Here is a 21,518-nt window from a genome sequence, read left to right as displayed (position 1 = left end):
TCCTTCCGGATCATTCCTTGGAGATGGGCGAAACGAAGTTGGTGTCGAAGCTCGGTCCAAGCTTCAGGCCCTTGAGCTTGTTCGAATAACCGGCCACTTCCGTCTGCTGGAAGATGATGACGAAAGGACCCTTCGCCAGAACTTCCTTCTGCAGGTTTTCATAAATGGCGGCACGCTTGGCGGTGTCTTTTTCCAGAAGCGCCGACTGCGTTTCCTTGGTCAGGTCAGGAACGTCCCAGGCATTGCGCCATGCGAGCGTCTTGTTCTTGCCTTCATCGGAATTGTCGTAGTTGATGGTGAAGGTTTCGGCATTCGAATTCGGATCGAAATAGTCCGAACCCCACTGGCCGATATAGATGTCATGCGTGCGGGCGCGGTATTTGGTCAGCGTCTGCTTGCCGTCACCCGGAATGATTTCGAGCTTGATGCCGGCCTGCGCCAGCGTCTGCTGCACGCTTTCGGCAATGCCAGTCACCGGCTGCGTGTTGCGCACATCCATGGTTACGGTGAAGCCGTCCTTCAGGCCGGCCTTGGCGAGAAGTTCCTTGGCCTTGGCGACGTCGAGCTTGTAGGGGTTCTCGTCAAGCGCGCCGAGCTGGCCCTTCGGCAGGAAGGTCTGGTGGACTTCGCCGATGCCCTTGATCAGGGTCGCGCCGATCGCGTCATAATCGACGAGATATTTGAAGGCCTCGATGACCTCAGGCTTCTTCAGGTTCTCGTTCTTCTGGTTGAGGCTGAAATAATAGACGGTGCCCTTGGGCGCGGAAGTGACGGCGAGGCCGTCCTTCTTGGAAACGGCATCCATATCGCCTGGCTCAAGATTGCGGGCGATATCGATATCGCCGTTTTCAAGCGCCAGACGCTGGCCGGAGCTTTCCTTCATGTGGCGATAGACAACGCGCTTCAGCTTCGGCTTTTCGCCGTAATAATTCGGGTTTACTTCCAGAGCGACCGACTCATTGGCCTTCCAGCCAAGGATCTTGTAGGGGCCGGAACCGGCATAACCGGTCTTCAGGAAGGCATTGCCAAAATCGGTGTCGTATTTGTATTCGGCGGTCGGGGTTACCGATTTCGCCTTTTCAGTCACCAGCTTCTTGTCCACCACGGCAGCAACGGTGGCCGTGAGCACGTTAAGCACGAAGCTTGGCGCATAGGGCTTGTCGACCGTCAGCACGAAGGTGTTTGCGTCCGCAGCCTTGGCCTTTTCATTGACGTTGTCGCCCTTGAGGCCGAACTGCGTCAACAGGAATGCCGGCGACTTGTCGAGCTTGACGGCGCGTTCGAACGAGAACGCCACATCGTCAGCGGTGATCGGGTTGCCGGAGGCGAATTTCAGGCCGGATTTCAGCTTGAAGGTGTAGGTGAGGCCATCCTCGGAGGTCGTCCAGCTCTCGGCCAGATCGCCAATGACCTTGGAGGTGTCGTTGAGATCGATGGAAACCAGCTTGCTATAGGTGTTGCCGGTGACTTCCGCTGCGGAAAGCTCGAAAGCCTCACCCGGATCAAGCGAGATGATGTCGTCGATGGCGAAACCTTCGACCAGCGTATCGGCCGGAGTGGCCGCAAAAGCTTGCGGCGCAGACAGCATCATCAGCGACAGAGCGGCGCTGGTGCTGAGGATACGCATGGATTTGTTGAGCGATTTGATCATAGGATCTCCCCTTTTGTTATAAGATTGATTTCATTCGCTTTTAGTGGTGCCCTCAGGCCGGCTCGTGCCAGGCCTCAGACAAAACACGCAGCCAGTTTTCCTGGCATATTTTAGCAAGTTCTCCATCACCGTAGCCCGCCGATTTCAGCGCCGCAACCAGATTGTGGTTGCCGCTCGCATCGGCTATTCCGACAGGTACGGTTGCGCCGTCGAAATCCGATCCGAGCGCCACGCAGTCGATGCCCATGCGCTCCACCATGTAGTCGATATGGCGCACCATGTCGGAAAGCGGCGTGTCGGCAATGTCACGCGCATCGGCCCGCAGCATCGTCACGGCATAGTTGAGACCAACCAGACCGTGGCTATCCTTGATGGCGTCCATCTGGCGGTCGGTGAGATTGCGAGCAACGGGGGTGAGCGCATGCGCGTTGGAATGGCTGGCGATCAGCGGCTGGTTGGTGGTCCTGGCCACATCCCAGAAGCCTTTTTCGGTGATATGCGCGAGATCGATCAGAATACCGAGCCGGTTGCATTCCTTCACCAGCGCGAAACCGGCATCGGTGAGGCCGGGCGCAGTATCGGGCGACATGGGGTAGGAAAAGGGAACGCCGTGGCCGAAAACATTATGCCGGCTCCAGACCGGACCCAACGAACGCAGGCCGACGGCGTAAAATACCTCGAGCGCATCGAGATCGGCACCGATCGCCTCGCAGCCTTCTATGTGCAGCACGGCGGCGAAAACATCCTCGGCAAAGGCCTTGCGGATATCGGCCGTGGAACGGCAAAGCCGCCAGGCGCCAGCGCGATCGAGCCTCAGCGCAATTGCCGCCTTCTCCATGGCGATATCGAGCGAAGGCAAGCGTTCCAGCGGCGCGGCGAGCGGCGTGTCGTAGTGGCCGCTTTCGTCCGGCTCCTGCAAAATGAGGTCACCGGAGGGGATGTAGATGGCGCAGATTCCGCCGCCAAGACCGCCGGCCCTGGCGCGAGGACCATCGATATGCCCTTCACGCGTACCGTTTTTGAATTCCGCAACCGGATCGGCCCCGGCCTTGCTGTTGCGCCACAACCGAAGCAGCACATCATTATGACCGTCGAACACTGCATGCATGTTAAGAAATTCCAGTAAGCGGCAAAACCAAAGGGGGCGGGCAGACGCCGGAATGACACCGAACGAAAGCAAACCGGCGCGTTTTTCGCCGAGCGCTATAATCTGTCGGAGGTGATCTTAGGACGATCTCTCGCGGCTTCGCAAGACGCAAATTAGGCAATGATGAAATTATCACCACTTGCGTTTTTCAGGAATTTGCGCAACGTCAAGCCCGCCAGCCACCTTCGGCTTTTTTCAGCAACGGCGTGGTGAAAACACCCCTCACCCGCTCCGGCCATTCCGGCCCGAAAGCGGCAATTTTTTCCCGCCACCGGTCCGATTGCAGCATGGCCGCGCCGATCGCCACCGGCCGGATGCCCGACGAGGCGAGAAGCGACAGACCCGCAATGATGGAACTGCCGCTGGAGATGACATCATCCACCAGCGCCACCCGCCTGCCTTCGATCAGCGGCAACATACGCGGATCGATGTAAAGCCGCTTTTCCTGTTTGGTCGTGATGGAGGACATGGGCACCGACAGTTCCTCCAGATACCAGAATTTGCGCGAGGTGCCGAGCGGTACGTAACGGGAATGGCCAAGATGGCGGGCAACGGCGGCGGCAAGTGTCAGACCGAGCGTCGGCAGGCCGATGACGACATCGGGCTCGAAGGGAGCAAGCTTTTGGGCAAGGTCAGCCGCCAGCGCCTCCAGCACCTCGAAAGAAGCCTGATTGACGATGAGCGAGGCGAGCGCATGCTCGCCGTCCGCCAGCGGCCTTATCGGCAGGCAGATCTGCCTGTCGTCATCCAGTTCCGCCGGAAAGAATGCCGAATGCGGGCCGGCCGTTTCGAAGGCACGAGGCGGATGAATATCCTGCCAGAATTCGTGTGGCGCTGCGGGCGATGATGTGGATGGCGGCATCTTTCATCTTCTTTCAGGAACAGGGCGGCGACACGCGACAGCGGTTTTCAGCCCGTTCGGCATATTCAGAATTCAACAACCGCAGACATGCGGCGGGTTCATTTCATTGGCTTTTTCAGCTAGAAGGGAACAAAGCAACAGGCATTCGGACAAACCCACCTATGACGCGGGTTTTTCCCATATTCAAGGACAAGCTGCCCATGAGACTGCTGGACCGGATCGGTGAGGACCTGCCATTCCTGACGGAGCTTCGCCACGATCTGCACGCGCATCCGGAACTGGGCTTCGAAGAGGAGAGAACCAGCGCCATCGTCGCCGATCTTCTGGAACGGGCCGGGCTGAAGGTGCATCGCGGTCTTGGCGGCACCGGCGTCGTCGGCACCCTGCAGGTGGGCAACGGCACCCGCAGCATCGGCCTGCGTGCCGATATGGATGCGCTTGCCATGCCGGAAGTACCCGACAGGCCCTATAAATCGAAATTTCCCGGCAAAATGCATGCGTGCGGCCATGATGGCCACACCGCCATGCTGCTGGGTGCTGCGCGCAATCTTGCAAAGACCCGCGATTTTTCCGGCACCGTGCATTTCATCTTCCAGCCGGCCGAAGAAGGCCGTGGTGGTGCGAAGAAAATGGTGGAGGACGGGCTTTTCTCGCTGTTCCCCTGCGATGCCGTTTATGGCCTGCACAATATGCCGGGCTTAGCCATCGACGAAATGGCGGTGGTGGAAGGCCCGCAGCTTGCCTCTTCCGACAGCTGGCGCGTGACCTTCAAGGGTATAGGCACCCATGGCGCCAAACCACATCTCGGCCGTGACCCGATAACGGCGGCAGGCACCTTCCTCGCCTCGCTGCAAACGATCGTCGGCCGTGTGATCGATCCGCTGCAGCCCGCCGTGGTCAGCGCCTGTTCGGTGCAGGCGGGTGACCCCAAGGCACTCAACGTCATTCCCGATCTCGTCGAAATCGGCGGCACGGCGCGCGCCTATGCACCTGAGGTGCGCGACCAGCTGGAAGCGGAAATCGGCAGGCTCGCCAAAGGCACGGCAGCGATGTTCGGCATCGAGGCACATTATGAATTCATCCGCCGCATCCCCCCCGTCATCAACGAGACGGAAGCGACGAAGCGGGCGTTGAGGGCCGCAAAAACAGTGTTCGGCACCAAAGCCCGCACCGCCTTCCCACCCTCGACCGCCGGCGACGACTTCGCCTTCTTCGCGGGTGAAGCCCCCGGTTGCTACGTCTGGCTCGGCAACGGTCCTGCGGTGGATGGCGCGCTGCACCACAATACCTCGTATGACTTCAACGACATGGCCATCGTGCCGGGTGTGGCCTTTTGGGCGACACTGGTCGAGCAGGAACTGGCAGTGGAATGAATAAGACCGTTCCGGTCCAAGCCCGGAACGGCTTTCAGATGTGAGATTTTCACACGACAGCCCTTGCCTCACGCTGCGGCGCAAATGAATACACTGTCATCGCCTATATTCAACAAAATATACACCCATACGCAATAGACTCTTCGCTTCCTATAGTATACATTCAAAAAATATTCACATTTATTACTTTGTTTTGGTTCAACAATTTTAAGCAGGCAAGCGTCATGGTGAGACTTGTTGTGCCACAAAGTGCGATCATCGGACGTCTGGCCGGCGCCAAATCGTTGAAAAACCTGCCGCCTGACGATTATCGCGATCGCCTTATCAAATATATTCCGGCGGAATCGGTCGCCCTTTACGTCGCGGTCGATAAAATGGTCAATTCCCACTATGGACTGAGCTTGCTGACGGCGGATAGTGTCGTTCCCATGCAGGCAGTGATCGTCAGCTGGATCATTCTGGGCCTCGGCATCGTCGGCACACCGATCTATCTTCACCGTCGCAAACTGCCGGGCCAACCGTGGCTTTTGAACGCCAGCATTTCCACCATCGCCTTCGTGCTCTGGGCCTATACGCTGAGCGGCTCGGTGTTTCTCGTGCACGGCTGGTACAGCGTTTTCGCGGCCGGCCTGCTCGCGCCGATCTTCACCTTCGTCGCGGGGTTTTTCGAACCCAAACCGGAGTAAGCGCCGATGCCGACCTATGAGGAACTGCGCGGCTATTTCGACGCTTCCGAAGCCATGACGCAACTCGCGCGCCAGGCCTCGGAAATCCCCATCGTCCACGGCTTCACACTCGATGTGGATCCGGTGTGGATGCTGCTTTACGATCTGGAAGATGGTGTGGTGCCGGACAACGAACGCTACTTCTATGACTATCTGCTCGACCAAAGCCCCTTGCACGACCGGTGGGGTGCGCCCTTCTCTCTTCCCTATTGGCCGCTTCAGCTTCCCTATCAGGGATACAGACGCCGCGACCTCACGCGCAAGGTTTCCCTGTGGAACGCAATTCCACACCCCGAGAAAAGCGGCCCGGTCATGATGACAATCGTCTACGGACCATTGAAGACGCCGGTAAAAAACCCCACCACAGCGGAAGAAGACGATAACCTGGCGGCCTTGCGCAACTTGACCACCCTTATCAACCAAAGCCCTGCCTACGCGCGTATCCAAGAGCGCCCGAGGGCAAGGCTTGCCTTTGCGGCGGGCGATGAGATCACCACCAATGCGGGCGCATCCGGCACCTATGGCGGAACGCTGACGGACAGTCTCAGCAACAAAAAATATGGTATGACCTGCGCTCATGTCGCCCAAAGCGGCGACGATATTTTCGATGCGTCGGGAAGCCGGATCGGCACTGCCAAATACCACACGAAGCTCCACCCTCTGCCGGCAAGGACGGTCTGCGATCCGGTGGCGCTACCGATGCCCACCCCCTACCCTGGCAACGATCCGCCTGTGAACATGTTCGATTTTTCGCTGATCGAGCTGAGCGCCGCACCGGCATCGTCATCATTGGGCGGGGTGGCCGCCAGCCTGACGCCGGGGCAGAATGTGACACTGAGAGGTAAAAGCGGCGTCTATAAATGCAAGCTCGGCTCGCTGGCGATTAGCTACGCTTTCACCGACGGCACGTCGACCTATTGTTTTCGCGACCAGATCGAACTTCGGCCACAGCCGAGCCTGCCGATCGGCGGCGCCCTGGGGCATCTCGTCACCCCCGTGCCGACACAGGGCGATTCCGGCGGCTGGGTTCTGACGGACGATGCGATACCGCTCTGGGCCGGCGTGTTTTTCGGCGAGGATGGCAGTCGGGGTTATTGCTCACGCGCCAGCTGGGCGCATGACTGGGCCGAAAATGAGGTGGGCAATACGCTTTCGGTATAGCCCACTCCATTTACTGGAATGAGAAAAAAGCACACCGGGAATACCCGGCGTTCACTCCACCACCGCAATCACCGGGCTCTCCATCACCCTTCCCGTCAAAACATCGGCAATGCCCATATCCGTCTGGTGCGGGCCGATATTGCAGGCGAGCGTGGCGCCGAAACAGGCCTTGAAGACCAGATAGGGCGGTTGCCATTCCACCACCTTGCCGACGGCAGCGCGCAATTCTTCGAAAGCCTTTGCCACGTCTTCAAGCGGGGCATCGGAAACGAGGCCGGAAAGCGGCAGCGGGAGCAGTGCGGTAACCTTGCCCCCTGAGGCGACGGCCATGCCGCCGCCCGTGGCAATCACCGCGTTGGCGGCCAGCGCCATGTCTTCCGCATTGCCACCGTAGACGGTGAGGTTGTGGCTGTCATGCGAGACCGTGGTCGCGAAGGCACCGTTCCATGTTCCCCAGCCGGTGAGAAAGCCGGTTCTGGTGACGGGCTCGGCCTTGCCGTGGCGATGGGTGACGGAAATCATCGTCACACCCTGGGGCGGAATGACGAAACCGTCTTTTACCGCAGCCTCCGTTTCTGCCCATTGGGTAAAGCGCGGGCGGTCGATGGTGGCGAGGCGTATCTTCGTGCCTTCGGATGTGACCCGGAAATCATCGGGCTCGCGAAGCGGCAGCTTCATCGAGCCTTCGAGCGCGGTGGCGTCGCAGGCGGGAACATCCTCAAGCATGCGGCCGCCTTCAGCGACAGCCCTGCCATTCGAGATCACCTGGCGGGCCGCAAAGTCGCTCAAATCCTCGAAAACGACGAGATCGGCGCGGCGGCCGGCGGCGATGAGGCCGAGATCGGCACGGCCGAGCCTTTGCGCGGCATTCAGCGTGGCGGCGCGCAGCGCCCATTCAGGCTTGAGACCGTAACGCACAAGCCGGCGCACCACATCATCCAGCCCGCCGCCTCGCAACAGATCATCCGGGAAAACATCGTCGGTACAGAGCGTTACCGTCTGCGGCAGATGGCCAAGCGCATTCAGCGCTTCCACGAATTCCGGCAGCAGATGATCATGCGAACCGCGCAGCTCGATCGTCAGCCCCGCCCGCAGCTTTTCCATCAGATCTTGCCCCGACACCAGTTCGTGGTCAGAGGAGACGCCCGCCGCCATGAAGGCGTTGAGATCGGCACCTTTCAGACCACGGGCATGGCCGCAGACCAGTTTGTCCGAGACAAGCCCGGCCTGCACGATACCGCTCATGCGCGGATCGCGCTCGACGACGCCGCGCATGTTCATGATTTCCGCAACGCCACCAACCTGCGGCCATGACAGGATATCGGCGAGAATGGTAGCGTCGAAGTCCGCACCACCGCGTTCCAGTCCCGGTGCAGAAGGAACGCAGGAAGGCGCCAGCAGAATAGCGCGCAGGGGCAAATTTTCGATTGCCTTCACCGCCCAGCGGACACCATCGACGCCATGGACATTGCCGAATTCATGCGGGTCCCAGACGATGGTGGTGACACCGCGGGCGACCACCGCCGCCGCATAGGCGGCCGGCGTGACCATCGAGCTTTCGATATGCATGTGTGTGTCGATCAAGCCCGGCGCGACATAGGCTCCGGCCGCATCGATGATGCTTGCAGCGTCGCTGCGACTAGCGGGTTCATGGACGCTGCCGATCAGCGAGCCAACGATGCCGATATCGGCGGCGCGCAGCTCGCCGGTCACCACATCCACCAACGTTCCGCCGGTGATGAGAATATCGAAGGGCTGGTCTCCCCGCGCTGCAGCAACGGCGCGGGCGCGCAGGGTGTCGTCGGTGAGATCATCAGCTTCGCGTATCGGGGATTTGGCGCTCATCGGGCAGCCTCCCGGCGCAGCGCCTCGAGAACGGCAGCCTTTGCACCTTCAGCATCAACGGTTTCGGCGAAGTGCGCATTGAAGGTTTCCACCTTGTCGGCACGCGTCTCAACCACCGTTCTGCCTCGGGTCAAGGCGGAATGAAGCTCGACATCGATCCGCGCCTGCCGCCAGCCAATGAGACCGGGCGTAAAGGCAACGGCAGCGACGGGATCATAAAGCGCCATGGCCGCCCTGCCGCGGCTGGTGGCAATGCCGATGAAGCCCTCCAGAAGATCGGCAATCAGCCTGGCATTCTTGCCGCCGGCATCGCGGATCGGCAGCACATCGGCCGGAGAGGCTGTAACCTTGCGGCAGGCGTCGAGATCGACCATGCGCAGCGGCAGGCCGTGGGACAGCACGATGGCCAGCGCCTCCGGATCGGCAAAGGCGTTGAATTCGGCCGATGCGGTGTGGTTGCCGCTGGTCAGGCCGCCGCCCATCCAGGTGAGGTCGGAAATCCGGGCGGCAAGATCAGGTCGGGCAAGGCAAAGCGCGGCAATATTGGTGAGTGGTCCGAGCGCGAGGATGCGTTTTTCGCCTTCGCCCCCTAGCCAGTTGCACAGGGCGGCAAAGGCATCGCTTCTCGGCAAGGCCGGCGCATCCGGCAGGCTTTGGCCGACGGTCGGGATGCCACTGTCGCCGAGAATCGACTGGGCGGTTTCGAGCGCACCGAGCACGGGCTTGGCGCGGCCCTGATGGATCGGCATGGACCAGCCGAAAGCAGCAACGGCGCCTGCGGCATTGCCGCAGACCGCTTCCAGCGTCGCATTGCCGAAGACCAGCGAAATGCCGTCTATGGCAAGGCCGGACGATTGCACCACCATGATGGCGGCAATGTCGTCGAAGCCCATATCGGTATCGATCCATACACCCATGATCAGTTGAACACCTTGAGGCTCGCCGCCTTTTCGACCGGCAGGTCGAAGGCAAGCGTATCGCCGATGACATGCGCGGCAAGCGCCGCATCGGTTTCCGCCTTGATGAGCCCGAGCGGCGTATCGAGCAGATATTCGCGGCTGTTGCCGGCAAAGGATGTACCGCGCACGGTTCCCTGGAACGGACCTGAACCGAGGGTAACCATGCGCGGCCGCCAGGCCAGTCCAGATGCTGAACGGACTGGTCCGGGAAGCGGTGTTGTGCCGTTGGCGGTTTTCAGCGCGCCGCCTTCCAGCGCGAAGATGTTTTCGAAACCGACGAAATCCGCCACGAAAGACGAAACCGGGGCGTTATAGATCTCTTCCGGCGTGCCGATCTGCTCTATCTTGCCGCCCTTCATGACGACAATGCGGTCGGCCAGCGCCAAAGCCTCGATCTGGTCATGGGTGACGAAGATCATCGTCACGCCGGTTTCCTTCTGCACACGCTGCAATTCGGTACGCATTTCCAGCCGCAGACGCGCATCGAGGTTGGACAGGGGCTCGTCAAGCAGCAGTACCTTCGGTTCCATGACCATGGAGCGCGCCAGCGCCACGCGCTGCTGCTGGCCGCCGGAAAGCTCCGCCGGCTTGCGCGAAGCGAAGTTCGGAAGCCCGACCGACTTCAGACCCGAGGCGACCTTGTCCTCCAGCGCCTTGCCGCTCATGCCTTTGAGCTTCAGGCCGAAGGCGACGTTTTCGTATACCGTCAGATGCGGAAACAGCGCGTAGGACTGGAACACCAGCCCGACGGCGCGCTTGTTGGCCGCGACCCGGGTAATATCGACGCCATCGAGATCGATGCGCCCGCCCGCCACCGGCATCAACCCGGCAATGGCGCGCATCGTCGTGGTCTTGCCACAGCCGGAAGGCCCCAGCAAGGCCAGAAGCTCGCCCTTGCGGATATCAAGATCGAGATCCTTGACGGCGATGCTGTTGCCATAAGCGAGCGAGACTTTGTTGAGCGAAAGATAATTTGCGTCAGACATAACGGGAGAACCCCAGAAAACGTTCGGCCATGAAGACGATGCCGATGGAAAGGAAGGCGAGCAGCGAAGAAAGTGCTGCAACGGACGGATCGAAGACGATTTCCATGTAACCCAGCATGTCGATCGGCAGCGTGCGCACGCCGGGGCCGGACAGGAACAGTGACACCGGCACCTGATTGAAACTCGTCACGAAACCGAGAATGAAGGCCGACAGGATACCGCCGCGAATATTCGGCAGCACCACCCGGAAAAATGCGCCAACCCGCGACGAGCCGAGCAGCACCGCAGCCTCCTCGATATCCGAGCGCAGATTGTTGAGGCTGGCCGAAACCACCCGCACCGCATAGGGCAGGATGAGCGCTGTGTGGGCGAGAAACAGGGCAAGCGTGATGCCGATGCCGAAAGGCACGACGAAATATCGCAGCAGCGCCAGACCGACGATGATACCAGGCACGATAATCGGCGCGGAAACGATGGTGCGCACCGTCTCGGCAAAAGGCAGCTTGTAGCGCGACATGGCATAAGAGGCCGGAATGCCGAGGATGAGCGCCGTGAACGTGCCGCCGATGGCGAGGAACATCGACATCGCAAAGCTTTCCCGGAAGCTTTCGACCGTGAAGACCTTGGCGATCCACTTCAGCGAAAAGCCCTGCGGCGGAAAGGCGAGCGTATCGCCGGCCGAAAACGAGGCGGCGACGATGATGAGGAACGGCCCGATGAGGAAACCGACAACGAGAAGAAGCGTGAGCGGAATGAAGAGCTGCCTTGTCATTTCTTGTTCCTTGCGGTGGCGATGCGCTTCAGCAGGATATTGGCGGCAAAGCTCATGACGATCAGGATGAAGGCGATGACGCTGGCGGCAACGAAGTTGTTGGAGACTGTGACCTGCTGATAAAGCAGTGTTTCCAGCATCAGCACCTTCGAGCCGCCGAGAATGGCGGGCGTAATATAGGCCGTCAGCGAACCGGTGAAGACCAGCGTGCCGCCGACGACCAGCCCTTCCTTGGTGAGCGGCAGGATGACCTTCCAGAACACCTGAAACCAGTTGGCGCCGAGCACGCGGGCGGCGGCGATTGTGTCCTTCGGCATGTTTTCCAGCGCACTGATGAGCGAGATGATCATCAACGGCAGGAACAGTTGCAGAAGGCCGATAAAAACAGCCGTTTCGGAAAACAGGATGCGGATCGGCGCATCGCTGAGGCCCACCGCCTGCAGCGCCTGGTTAACGATGCCGGTTCTGCCGAGAATGACGATCCAGGCATAGGTGCGGGCAACCGGCGAAATCATCAGCGGCAGTACGACGAGATTGACCACATGGCCCTTCGTCCCCTGCGACAGGTTGATGATGGCGAAGGCGGCCGCATACCCCACCACCGCCGAAACGACGGTGACGAGCGCGCCGAGCTTCAGGGTGCGCAGGAAGACCGTCCGGTTCAGCGGATCGAAAAAGAAATCGGCGTAAGCTGACACTGTCCAGCCGTCAGTGGTGCGGAAACCTTCCGACAGAAGCATGAAGACCGGCACAAGAAAAACCGCCGCCGCGAAAATCGCGGCGGGCAAGGCAAGCGCCAGCGCTTCGGCCCGGTTCTGAAACATTGGTTTATTCCCTGAACGGCCCGTGGCCGGTTACGCTTGAAGCCGGAATACCAGCTTGCGGCTTTAAAAGGTTGGAAAAGCGGTCAGGGGACGACCAAACCGCTTTTCCCGAAACGGAGCGAGCCCTTGCGGACGCTGAAAATCACCCCGTTTCTGACTGAATTCGACTATTTTAGCTTATTGCCCGACCTTGGAGTTCCACTCCGACAACCACTTGTCGCGGTTATCAAGCGTCACGTCGGACGGAATGAGCTGCAGGCTGCGTGCGGTTTCATCGCCATAGGTGATATTGTTCGCCACCTCGTCGGAAACCTTGACCTCTTTATTGGTCGGGCTGTCGACCAGCTTTTCGGCCAGCGCCTTCTGGACGTCGGTCGAAAGCCAGAAATCCATGAATTGCAGGGCAAGGTCCTCGTTCTTCGTGCCCTTCGGCACCACGAGCACGTTCATGCCGCCGGTCTGTCCTTCCTTGGGCGTGGCCCAGGCAAGCGGCAGATCGAGCTTGGTGAAGGGCGCCCAGGAGAAACGGCCAATCGGCGCTGCCCAGATTTCTTCCTGCTGCATCAGCTGCACCAGCTGCGAAGACTTGACGTAGAAAGTGACGATCTCGTCCTTCTTTTCGCCCACGGCCTCGATGGCGCCGGCAAGATCCGGCGTGTCCTTGCCGATGGCCTTGCCCAGCATGTAAAGCGCCGGCGGGCCCTGGTTGGTGGTGACGTTCGGGAAGGCGACGTGATCGACGATGCCGTCCTTCAGGAGATCGGCCCAGCTATCGATCTTCATCTTGTCGGTGCGGTAAACGATTGATGTGGCGTAGAAATTGACGCCGACGCTCATGCCGTCGCCATTCGGGTCCTTGGCGATGTCATAGAGGTTTTCGATATTCGGCACCTTGGCGGCGTCGATCTTCTGGATCAGGTCCTTGCGGGTGGCGGAAAGCGCATCCGCCATGGAGACGATGGCGAGATCGACCACCGGATTGGCCTTGTTGGCCTCCATCTTGGCCAGACGCTCGACGCTGTTGCCGGTCTCGACCACCAGCTTGCAGCCGCATTTCTGCTCAAACGGCGTATAGACCAGTTCCTTGAATTCGTCCTGCGCGAAGGCGTAGACCGAGATCGTCAGCGTCTTGTCCTGCGCCTCAGCGGCTCCCATCGTCAGCATCAGGGCAGCGCCCGATGCAAGAATGATCTTTTTCATGGTGTGAGTTCTCCTGCTGTGATTTTTTTGGCTTCAATCGCATCATGCTTTGCTTTGCCGGTGGAGCCGCGCATGATCAGCGCCATCGGTACTTTCGAGATTTCTGCCGTGACATCGATGGCGACGCCGTTTTCACCCGCGCCGTCGATGGCGCGCAGCAGCGCCTCGACGGCCAGATCGGCAATGCGCCCCATATTCATGCGCATCGTCGTCAGTGGCGGGGTGACCACGGCTGAAAAGATGAGATCATCGAAGCCGGTGACACTGGCCTCTTCCGGCACGTCGATGCCCTCGCGCTGCAATTCGGTGAGTGCGCGCAATGCGTGGAGATCGGAAACGGCGGCAAAAGCGGTGAACCCCGCAGCGACCCTGTCGGCAAGCCCAAGTCGGCAGCCCTCGCCGCCGGCCTTTTCGATGGCGTCTATCCACAGCGTCTGTGTGTCGCAGGCCTTACCGAGACCGTCGCGAATGCCGCCAAGGCGGTCATTCTGCACGTTGGAATCGCGGCTCCTGCCCACCAGCACCACCTTGCGATGGCCAAGCCCCGCCAGATATTCGCCCACCTGCCGACCGCCATCCCAGTGGTCAGCGGCCACAGTGTTTCCGGGGGTCGAGGGGCTGTCGATCACCGCGACGGGACAATCGACATCGGTAATGCGCGTGCCGCGGCGGGGAACGATAACCATTCCATCCACGCCGCGCTCGATCAGCCGGTTGATGGCATCCGTCTGCATGGCGATCTCACCGCGGGAGTCGGCGATCAGCACGCCGTAACCGGCAGTCACCGCCGCCTTTTCGATGGCCTGCGCGATCTGCGGAAAGAGAGGATTGGCAATATCGGGCAGAACCAGCCCCAGAACACCTGATCTGCCGGTGCGCAGCGCCCTGCCCGCCGAACTCGGCACATAACCAAGTTCGCTTGCCGTCTTGCGGATACGCTCCGCCAGATCAGGCGAGACGCGGCCCTTGCCCGACAGCGCATTGGACACGGTTGCCACCGACACGCCGAGTGCCGCTGCTATCGCGCTCAGATTGGTGGCAGGCCGTGAAGATGCCATGATGGACCGAAAGGGCTGATTAAACGTTTAATCAAGATAGTCGAGCGAAACCGCCCTGTCGAGTCCAGCCGGCGGCAAAATGGGCGAAAAGCTGGGCATAAGACATAAATGCCCGAAAAAAGTGCGGTTATTTTTGCAGCGACGAGCCATTCGCCGCACGATAGGCCTCCACCTGCCGCACCAGCCAGTCGCGAAACAGCACGACTGGAACGTGATTGGCGCGCGAAAGCGGCGCCACCGCGTAATAAGAGCTTGGACTTTTAGCCTGATGATCGAAGGCTTTGACCAGTTGCCGCGATTTCAGTTCGTTGTCGATCAGGAAAAGCGGCATCAGCGCCACGCCCAGCCCGGCGATGCAGGCCTGCGCCACGCTGGAAAACTGCTCGAATCGCATGCCCTGCGGCAGAGCGAGCGACAGGCCGAGGCTTTCGAACCAGTGGCCCCATGCGCCCGGACGGGAGGCCATGTGCAACAGCGGCAGGGCGGCAATATCTTCTGCTTTCAACACCGGATTGGCGCGGAGAAATTCAGGACTGCAAACCGGGGCGACCATCTCATTCATGAGAAAAGTGCATTCCGCTCCCGGCCAGTCCGCCTGACCGATATGGATCGCCATATCCAGCTGCTCGCGCTCGAAGTCGAATTGCCCGATGCGGGTGGCGAAATTGATGGTGATTTCCGGGTGGCTGGACACGAAATCCGGGATACGCGGCAGCAGCCAGCGGGTGCCAAAAGTGGGCAGCATGGCAAGGTTCAGCGTATTGCCATGCGTTTTGGTCATGATCTGCAGCGACGCGGAGCGTATTTCGCCCAGCGCCGCGGCAATCGATTTCGCATAAGATTGCCCCTCCGCCGTCAACGCCACGCCGCGCGCGCCACGCTCGAACAGCCGCACGCCAAGCTGTTCTTCCAGTGACATAACCTGCCGGCTGATCGCCCCTTGCGTCAGGGCCAACTCATCGGCAGCGGCGGAAAAGCTGCCGAGCCGGGCAACGGAATCGAAAGCGGCAAGCGCGCTGGTGGAGGGCAGGAGTTTGCGGCTGAGAGATGTCATGAGATATGACTATAGGTAATGCAAAAATGAGTAAACATGGCTTGTGCCGTCAGGATCGATTACCAATAATCCGGCCAGCAAATCCGGAGGCATAAAGTGAGCGAACGCGCAGCATTCAATTGGCAGGACCCTTTCCTGCTCGAAGACCAACTGACCGACGACGAGCGGATGATCCGCGACGCCGCCGCCGCCTTCGGCAAATCCGAACTCATGCCGCGCGTGTCCGAGGCCTATCTTTCCGAAACCACCGAGCCAGAACTGTTCCGTCTGATGGGCCGCACCGGCCTGCTCGGCGTCACCCTGCCGGAAGAATATGGCGCGGCCAATGCGAGCTACGTCGCCTACGGTCTCGTCGCCCGCGAGGTGGAGCGCATCGATAGCGGTTATCGCTCGATGATGAGCGTGCAGTCCTCGCTCGTCATCCACCCGATCTTCGCCTATGGCTCTGACGAACAGAAGAAGAAATACCTGCCCGGCCTCGTCTCGGGTGAGCTTATTGGCTGTTTCGGGCTGACCGAGCCGGATGCCGGTTCCGATCCCGGCGGCATGAAGACCCGCGCCGAAAAGATCGCCGGCGGCTATCGCCTGCGCGGTTCGAAGATGTGGATTTCCAATGCGCCGATCGCCGATGTCTTCGTCGTCTGGGCCAAATCGGAAGCCCATGACAACCAGATCAGGGGTTTCGTGCTGGAAAAGGGCATGAAGGGCCTTTCCGCCCCCAAGATCGGCGGCAAACTCTCGCTGCGCGCCTCGATTACCGGCGAAATCGTCATGGATGGCGTCGAAGTCGGGGAAGACGCGCTTCTTCCCAATGTTTCCGGCCTGAAAGGCCCGTTCGGTTGCCTCAACCGCGCCCGCTATGGCATTTCCTGGGGTGTGATGGGCGCGGCCGAAGATTGCTGGTTCCGCGCCCTGCAATATGGTCTCGACCGCAAGCAGTTCGGCAAGCCGCTGGCCGGCATGCAGCTTTACCAGAAGAAGCTCGCCGACATGCAGACTGAAATCGCGCTCGGCCTTCAGGCATCGCTGCGCATCGGCCGCCTGATGGATGAGCACAGGATGGCGCCGGAAATGATCTCCATCATCAAGCGCAACAATTGCGGCAAGGCGCTGGATATCGCCCGCCAGGCCCGCGACATGCACGGCGGCAACGGCATCCAGATCGAATATCACGTCATGCGCCACGCCCAGAACCTTGAAACGGTCAACACCTATGAGGGCACGCATGACGTTCACGCGTTGATCCTCGGCCGGGCGCAGACGGGCATTCAGGCGTTTTTCTGAGGCGTTGCCCCATCATTCCCAGTAAGAAAAAGGCCTTCGAAGACAGCTTCGAAGGCCTTTTTGTCTTTCTGGTTCGCCCGGTGGCTCAGAAGGTGCCGCGAACACCGATGCCGAACATGCGCGGTTCGGTCATGCTGGCCTCGATGCCGCCAATACCGCGATTTTCCTTCATCAGTGTCGGCGCACGTTCGTCGAAGACGTTCTTGACGTAAGCGTAGAACTCAAGCTCCTCCTGGAACTTGTAGCTCGCCCGCACATCCGCGATCGTATAGGGCTCGATCGCATAGACGGCCTTGTTATCCGTGTCGGAATAATAACCGTCGAGATGGCGCACCTGCCCCGAAACGGTGAACTTGTCCGTCACGTCCCAACTCGCGCCGATGGTGAAGCTGTAACCGGGAGACTTGGCGAATTCCTTGCCGAGATAGGCGGAATTGCTGGAAATCTCGTCGATTTTCGTCTTCAGCAAACCGGCGCTGGCTTTGAGCGTCAGATTGTCGAGAACCTGATAATCCGCGCCGATTTCCAGGCCGTAGGCATGGGCCTCTTCAGCATTGACGGTGTAGGATTCGCTGATGCCGGTGGACACAACGATCGGCACGTTGAACTGCGCATCCTTCATGTCCATGTAGAACAGGTTGCCGTTGATCGTCAGCGTATCATCCAGCAGACTGGCGCGGGTGAAGAGTTCATAGTTCCAGATGGTTTCCTTGTCGAAGGTCCGCCATTTGCTGGTCGTCAGGTCAAATGCAACACCGCCGGGATTGTAACCGCGGCTGATCAAGCCACCCACCGTCCAGTCATCATTCACGGCATAAGCGAGCGAGGCCTTCGGCAGAATTTCAGAGAAAGTCTCGTCATAATTGACCGAACTTCTGCTTGTGGCGCTCAGCGTTCTGTAACCGCTGCGCTGAATCTGGTCCTGCTGGTAGCGCAGACCACCCGTCAGGGTCCATTGATCGGTCAGGCGATAGCTCAGTTCGCTGAAAAGACCGAGATTGTCCTTGGTGTCGTTGAAGCGCGATGTTCCGCGCAGATAAAGCACTTCGTCGGCTTTCGTATGCGCGTAGAAGATACCCGCTACGCCGCTCAACACATCCTCCTGATCACCAAAGGTCACACGGGTTTCGTGGGAGGTGTTCTTCAGGTCGATATCGGCATCGCCGGTATTGGCAATGCCGACCCTGCGCTTGGCGATGGACGAGGAAAACTGCGTCTGGTTGAACAGTTTCACACCATTCTCGAAATCGTAGTTGATGTCGAGAATGCCGGTATTGGTATACTGGCTGAAGCTCGGCATCGTGTTGGTGATGTGATTGAGATCCTCGAAAGGACGCGACGCCGCTTCCTGGCTAGGCCGGTTGGAGGCGTTATAGGAATAGGTGAGCTTGGTCGAAAGACCGGGGATTTCCGAAGGTTCCCACAGAAGCTTGAAACGACCGTTGAACTCCTTGAAGTTCTGATCCGTGCCGTCATGGGCAAAAGCGGAATTGATATAATCGATGAAGGTGTCACGACCTGAATAGTCGATCGCCATGCGCGCCGCCAGTTCGTCTTCGATCAGCGGACCGGAAAAGGCGAAGGAACCGCGCTTCTGGTGATAATTGCCGATCTCGGCCTGATAGCTCGCTTCCGGCGTAAACGTCGGGTCTTTGGTATTGACGAGGATGGCGCCGGCAATAGCGTTCGCGCCCTGTGAGGTGGTCTGCGGACCGCGGAAGACCTCGATGCTGTCGACATCCCAGATGGAGGTCGCGCCATAGATGAACTCGTTATAACCGAGATAATGACCGTCGACATTGATCGTGGCGCGCGGCACCGTGCCGGTGAAGAAGGCGATTGAACCCGTATTCGGTCCCTGCGTGTCCTGTCCGCGAATGATCGGAGCGCTGACATTGTCGGTGTAAACGACGTTCGGAATATCCTTGATCGCATCCGAAACGGTCGGGTCGCCGGTCTTTTCCTTTTTGATTTTCTCACTGGATATGACCGAAACGGACGACGCCGTATTCCTCATATCGCGCGCCACTTTTTCACCGGTCACGACGATCGGTTTGAGAACGGTCGTCCCCGCTGTCTCAGCCAGCTGATCCTGACCCAGGACCGGCGTTACAAACAGCGTCGCCAGTGTCAGAACGCTGACTCCGTTCATCAAACGACCGTTAGAGCGAAACCCCATAACACACCCCTAAATAAACATGAGTATTAAAGTCATATTCAAGTAATGGAAGCGTTATCTGTTTCGCAATAGAGAATACGTTCTGCATTGCGGACAATTGGGGTTCCGTAACGGGATGTGCCATATTTACAACAAAATTTATCGCCCACCCGTCTGCACCACGATTGGCAAAGCGTCGCAACGGCCTGTTTTCCTCCCAGAAATCAATTCCGGTTTTCGAGCCGATGCGTTAGGCATGTTCAGTCCAAAAATGAGGGAATCTGTTTGAACGCCATGAATGACGATGCCGATGATCTGCCTGAGAACGAGGGCGAGAAGCGTTCGGCGCTCATTCAATCCGTGTCGATCGCGGCGCGTTTTCTCGATCTTCTTGCAAAATCGGAGACGGCAGTCGCGCTTGGCGAATTGGCCAAACGCGCCGGCACCGGTCGTTCAACCGCACACCGTTATATGCAGAGCCTGGTGCGGGAAGGACTGGTGACCCAGGATCCCGCAAGCGGCTGCTACGATCTCGGGCCGGCGGCACTGGGGATAGGCATCAGCGCGCTGAGACGAATCAATCCGGTCGAGACTGCCGGTCGACAGATGAAAAATCTGGCCTCGCAGATCGGCGCCAGCTGTGGCGTGGCGATCTGGACCGATCGCGGCCCGACCGTGGTTCAATGGCACAGGAGCGCCAGCTTCTCCATCAGTACCGTGGCGCTCGGTGATGTTCTGCCGCTGGACAACAGCGCCTGCGGGCTGGTTTTTCAGGCTTACCTGCCGCCGGATAGAATTGCAGCCGTTCGCAAATTGCAGCCCGCCGCCTTTCGCGGCGCACGCCCCGAGGCGAAGGTTCTCAACACCATCCGCGAAACAGGCGGGGCGGAACTCAACGAACACCTGTTTTCCGCCCTGACGGGCAAGGCGGCCCCGGTTTTCGACGCCCAGCGCGAAATCTGTTGTGTCGTCACCACCGTATCCTTCCTGGCGACCGCCGAGGCCGAAGGACATTTTTCGCGACTGCTCCAAGCGGCCACAAAGGCGACGGGCGAATCCGGCGGATCGTAATTCTATTCGGCCAGATGCTCCGCAAAGGTGTGGCCGGAATAGCCGGTGCGAAAAAGCCCGGCATCGGCAAGCCTGGGAAGCAACCGCTCCAATACCAGCCGCATCGAAGCGACAGACCCGCCGGGCACCGCGACAAAACCGTCTATCGCACCCGCCTGCGCCCATTCCCGAATGCTTTCAAAAGCATCCTCGACGGTGCCGATGATCTGCCAGTGGCCTGACCCCATCACTTCCGGTCGTTGCAGCAGGTCCCCGACGCTTAACGTTTCCCGCTCGATCAACCGGCGGAGCAGATTGGCATGGGTGCGGCTTCTGGGTGTTTCAGGCGGCGATGGCAAATCCGAGGCGGTGACGATCCGCGTGAGCGGCCAGTCAGAGAGATCTAGGCCCGTCATGTCACGGATGGAGGCAAAGGCACGGGCGCGGTTGGCGCGGGTATGGGTCTCCGCGAAGAGGTCCTGCGCCTCCTTGCCGGTCTCCGCCAGATAGAGGCTGAGGCCCGGCATCAGCTTCACCCCATCCGGCTTTCGGCCATGCCCCTCGGCCCTGCGGCGCAGATCCGCCCTGAGTTCGATGGCGGCCTGCATATCCGGCGTCGAGGCAAAAACCGCATCCGCCACCGACGAAGCGAAATCGCGGCCCTCGGGAGAAGCACCGGCCTGCACAAGCGGAATGCGGCTGGCATGGGCCGGCAGGTTGAGCGGGCCTTTGACGCTGAAGTGCGGCCCTTCATGAGCAACCGGCCGCACCAGCGAGGAATCGGCAAAACGCCCGCTTTCCCTGTCGAGCTTCAACGCCTCGTTCGGAAAACTTGCCCAGAGTTGCCGCACCACTTGTGTGAATTCCGCGGCGCGTTCATAGCGCTCCTGCGGCGACGGCATCTCTCTCAGACCGAAATTTTCGTGGCCCTCCAGCGCCGTAACGATGTTCCACCCCGCCCGACCGTTGCTCAGCCAGTTCAGCGACTGAATCTGGCGGGCAACCACATAGGGCGGCAGGAAGGTCGTCGAAACGGTGGATAACAGGCCGACGCGACTGGTCTCCCGGGCGATTGCGGCCAGAAGCATTGTCGGGTCCATGCTGGCAAATCCGCCGCCGGTTTCCAGCCCCTCGGTGCGCAGAAAAAGCGTATCGGGCCGGAAGACGAAATCCACATGCGCCGCCTCGGCGCGCTGCGCCAGATCGACGAAATAATCGCTGGAAAACACCCCATCTATATCGCTGTCCGCGCGCCGCCACGCCTCGCCGCTGAGCCAGGTTGGGGCCAGCGACATACCGACATGGAGCTTGGCTGCGACTGACATGATGCACCTCGACTGAAATAACCGGGAAGAAATCTGCGGGTTGAATCGGCAAATTTCGATTTGTGGAGAGTTTTACTATAGTTT

The 21,518-nt window shown here is 59.7% G+C and carries 18 protein-coding genes; 5 read left to right on the top strand and 13 right to left on the bottom strand.

Annotation, left to right across the window (positions count from 1 at the left end; all coding sequences use genetic code 11):
• Positions 1 to 10: 10 nt before the first annotated feature.
• The 3 genes from FCH38_RS17715 to FCH38_RS17705 form a co-directional block, all read right to left on the bottom strand.
• The gene (locus FCH38_RS17715) at positions 11 to 1,651 is read right to left on the bottom strand and encodes an ABC transporter substrate-binding protein (protein ID WP_174374577.1); all 1,641 of its coding nucleotides are present in this window, start codon (positions 1,649 to 1,651) and stop codon (positions 11 to 13) included.
• Between the two features lie 52 nt (positions 1,652 to 1,703).
• Positions 1,704 to 2,759, bottom strand: a complete 1,056-nt coding sequence (locus FCH38_RS17710) for a dipeptidase (protein ID WP_174374576.1) — start codon at positions 2,757 to 2,759, stop codon at positions 1,704 to 1,706.
• A gap of 205 nt (positions 2,760 to 2,964) precedes the next feature.
• On the bottom strand, positions 2,965 to 3,660 hold the full coding sequence (locus tag FCH38_RS17705) for a phosphoribosyltransferase (protein ID WP_174374575.1): 696 nt from the start codon (positions 3,658 to 3,660) through the stop codon (positions 2,965 to 2,967).
• 200 nt (positions 3,661 to 3,860) lie between these two features.
• On the opposite strand from FCH38_RS17705, the gene FCH38_RS17700 reads away from it, so the two are divergent.
• The 3 genes from FCH38_RS17700 (at position 3,861) to FCH38_RS17690 (ending at position 6,919) form a co-directional block, all read left to right on the top strand.
• Entirely contained in the window at positions 3,861 to 5,033 is a 1,173-nt protein-coding gene (locus tag FCH38_RS17700; RefSeq protein ID WP_174374574.1) for a M20 aminoacylase family protein, read from the top strand.
• Between the two features lie 224 nt (positions 5,034 to 5,257).
• Positions 5,258 to 5,719, top strand: coding sequence for a hypothetical protein (locus FCH38_RS17695; RefSeq protein ID WP_153515823.1), 462 nt, complete (start codon positions 5,258 to 5,260; stop codon positions 5,717 to 5,719).
• A gap of 6 nt (positions 5,720 to 5,725) precedes the next feature.
• Positions 5,726 to 6,919, top strand: coding sequence for a hypothetical protein (locus tag FCH38_RS17690; RefSeq protein WP_174374573.1), 1,194 nt, complete (start codon positions 5,726 to 5,728; stop codon positions 6,917 to 6,919).
• Between the two features lie 51 nt (positions 6,920 to 6,970).
• Here FCH38_RS17690 and FCH38_RS17685 read toward each other — a convergent pair whose 3' ends face one another.
• The 8 genes from FCH38_RS17685 to FCH38_RS17650 form a co-directional block, all read right to left on the bottom strand.
• A complete protein-coding gene (locus FCH38_RS17685; RefSeq protein WP_174374572.1) occupies positions 6,971 to 8,764 on the bottom strand; it encodes an adenine deaminase in 1,794 nt (597 codons plus the stop codon).
• On the bottom strand, positions 8,761 to 9,681 hold the full coding sequence (locus tag FCH38_RS17680; RefSeq protein ID WP_174374571.1) for a nucleoside hydrolase: 921 nt from the start codon (positions 9,679 to 9,681) through the stop codon (positions 8,761 to 8,763). Before FCH38_RS17680 ends, FCH38_RS17685 begins: the two co-directional genes overlap by 4 nt.
• A gap of 2 nt (positions 9,682 to 9,683) precedes the next feature.
• Positions 9,684 to 10,709: an ABC transporter ATP-binding protein gene (locus FCH38_RS17675; protein ID WP_174374570.1), complete on the bottom strand. Its 1,026-nt coding sequence runs from the start codon at positions 10,707 to 10,709 to the stop codon at positions 9,684 to 9,686.
• A complete protein-coding gene (locus FCH38_RS17670) occupies positions 10,702 to 11,481 on the bottom strand; it encodes an ABC transporter permease (protein ID WP_125146475.1) in 780 nt (259 codons plus the stop codon). The genes FCH38_RS17675 and FCH38_RS17670 overlap by 8 nt, the downstream gene beginning before the upstream one ends.
• Positions 11,478 to 12,305 carry an ABC transporter permease gene (locus tag FCH38_RS17665; protein WP_149900869.1) on the bottom strand — a complete coding sequence of 276 codons (828 nt, stop codon included), beginning with the start codon at positions 12,303 to 12,305 and terminating at the stop codon, positions 11,478 to 11,480. The genes FCH38_RS17670 and FCH38_RS17665 overlap by 4 nt, the downstream gene beginning before the upstream one ends.
• A 177-nt stretch (positions 12,306 to 12,482) precedes the next feature.
• A complete protein-coding gene (locus FCH38_RS17660) occupies positions 12,483 to 13,505 on the bottom strand; it encodes an ABC transporter substrate-binding protein (protein WP_174374569.1) in 1,023 nt (340 codons plus the stop codon).
• Positions 13,502 to 14,563: a LacI family DNA-binding transcriptional regulator gene (locus FCH38_RS17655; RefSeq protein ID WP_174374568.1), complete on the bottom strand. Its 1,062-nt coding sequence runs from the start codon at positions 14,561 to 14,563 to the stop codon at positions 13,502 to 13,504. Before FCH38_RS17655 ends, FCH38_RS17660 begins: the two co-directional genes overlap by 4 nt.
• 127 nt (positions 14,564 to 14,690) lie before the next feature.
• Complete coding sequence (locus FCH38_RS17650) at positions 14,691 to 15,617, bottom strand: LysR family transcriptional regulator (protein WP_174374567.1); 927 nt, start codon at positions 15,615 to 15,617, stop codon at positions 14,691 to 14,693.
• Between the two features lie 96 nt (positions 15,618 to 15,713).
• Here FCH38_RS17650 and FCH38_RS17645 point away from each other — a divergent pair, with 96 nt between their 5' ends.
• A complete protein-coding gene (locus FCH38_RS17645) occupies positions 15,714 to 16,901 on the top strand; it encodes an acyl-CoA dehydrogenase family protein (protein WP_174374566.1) in 1,188 nt (395 codons plus the stop codon).
• An 85-nt stretch (positions 16,902 to 16,986) separates the two neighbouring features.
• On the opposite strand, the gene FCH38_RS17640 is transcribed toward FCH38_RS17645, so the two are convergent.
• Positions 16,987 to 19,053, bottom strand: a complete 2,067-nt coding sequence (locus FCH38_RS17640; RefSeq protein WP_236776638.1) for a TonB-dependent receptor — start codon at positions 19,051 to 19,053, stop codon at positions 16,987 to 16,989.
• 300 nt (positions 19,054 to 19,353) lie between these two features.
• On the opposite strand from FCH38_RS17640, the gene FCH38_RS17635 reads away from it, so the two are divergent.
• Entirely contained in the window at positions 19,354 to 20,130 is a 777-nt protein-coding gene (locus FCH38_RS17635) for an IclR family transcriptional regulator (RefSeq protein ID WP_174374603.1), read from the top strand.
• 2 nt (positions 20,131 to 20,132) lie between these two features.
• On the opposite strand, the gene FCH38_RS17630 is transcribed toward FCH38_RS17635, so the two are convergent.
• Positions 20,133 to 21,434: an NtaA/DmoA family FMN-dependent monooxygenase gene (locus FCH38_RS17630; protein ID WP_174374564.1), complete on the bottom strand. Its 1,302-nt coding sequence runs from the start codon at positions 21,432 to 21,434 to the stop codon at positions 20,133 to 20,135.
• Positions 21,435 to 21,518: the final 84 nt, after the last annotated feature.

It is taken from the genome of Agrobacterium tumefaciens, assembly GCF_013337285.1.
Taxonomy (GTDB): domain Bacteria; phylum Pseudomonadota; class Alphaproteobacteria; order Rhizobiales; family Rhizobiaceae; genus Agrobacterium; species Agrobacterium burrii.
Note: the sequence above shows the minus strand (reverse complement) of the source record. Positions and strands in the feature narration are given on the sequence as shown.

What these genes read in the sequence shown, in the direction of transcription:
- FCH38_RS17650 (WP_174374567.1), bottom strand. Translation starts at nt 15,617, where the DNA reads ATGACATCTCTCAGCCGCAAACTCCTGCCCTCCACCAGCGCGCTTGCC.
- FCH38_RS17715 (WP_174374577.1), bottom strand. Translation starts at nt 1,651, where the DNA reads ATGATCAAATCGCTCAACAAATCCATGCGTATCCTCAGCACCAGCGCC.
- FCH38_RS17675 (WP_174374570.1), bottom strand. Translation starts at nt 10,709, where the DNA reads ATGTCTGACGCAAATTATCTTTCGCTCAACAAAGTCTCGCTCGCTTAT.
- FCH38_RS17630 (WP_174374564.1), bottom strand. Translation starts at nt 21,434, where the DNA reads ATGTCAGTCGCAGCCAAGCTCCATGTCGGTATGTCGCTGGCCCCAACC.
- FCH38_RS17710 (WP_174374576.1), bottom strand. Translation starts at nt 2,759, where the DNA reads ATGCATGCAGTGTTCGACGGTCATAATGATGTGCTGCTTCGGTTGTGG.
- FCH38_RS17635 (WP_174374603.1), top strand. Translation starts at nt 19,354, where the DNA reads ATGAATGACGATGCCGATGATCTGCCTGAGAACGAGGGCGAGAAGCGT.
- FCH38_RS17670 (WP_125146475.1), bottom strand. Translation starts at nt 11,481, where the DNA reads ATGACAAGGCAGCTCTTCATTCCGCTCACGCTTCTTCTCGTTGTCGGT.
- FCH38_RS17660 (WP_174374569.1), bottom strand. Translation starts at nt 13,505, where the DNA reads ATGAAAAAGATCATTCTTGCATCGGGCGCTGCCCTGATGCTGACGATG.
- FCH38_RS17640 (WP_236776638.1), bottom strand. Translation starts at nt 19,053, where the DNA reads ATGAACGGAGTCAGCGTTCTGACACTGGCGACGCTGTTTGTAACGCCG.
- FCH38_RS17690 (WP_174374573.1), top strand. Translation starts at nt 5,726, where the DNA reads ATGCCGACCTATGAGGAACTGCGCGGCTATTTCGACGCTTCCGAAGCC.
- FCH38_RS17685 (WP_174374572.1), bottom strand. Translation starts at nt 8,764, where the DNA reads ATGAGCGCCAAATCCCCGATACGCGAAGCTGATGATCTCACCGACGAC.
- FCH38_RS17705 (WP_174374575.1), bottom strand. Translation starts at nt 3,660, where the DNA reads ATGCCGCCATCCACATCATCGCCCGCAGCGCCACACGAATTCTGGCAG.
- FCH38_RS17655 (WP_174374568.1), bottom strand. Translation starts at nt 14,563, where the DNA reads ATGGCATCTTCACGGCCTGCCACCAATCTGAGCGCGATAGCAGCGGCA.
- FCH38_RS17700 (WP_174374574.1), top strand. Translation starts at nt 3,861, where the DNA reads ATGAGACTGCTGGACCGGATCGGTGAGGACCTGCCATTCCTGACGGAG.
- FCH38_RS17680 (WP_174374571.1), bottom strand. Translation starts at nt 9,681, where the DNA reads ATGGGTGTATGGATCGATACCGATATGGGCTTCGACGACATTGCCGCC.
- FCH38_RS17695 (WP_153515823.1), top strand. Translation starts at nt 5,258, where the DNA reads ATGGTGAGACTTGTTGTGCCACAAAGTGCGATCATCGGACGTCTGGCC.
- FCH38_RS17665 (WP_149900869.1), bottom strand. Translation starts at nt 12,305, where the DNA reads ATGTTTCAGAACCGGGCCGAAGCGCTGGCGCTTGCCTTGCCCGCCGCG.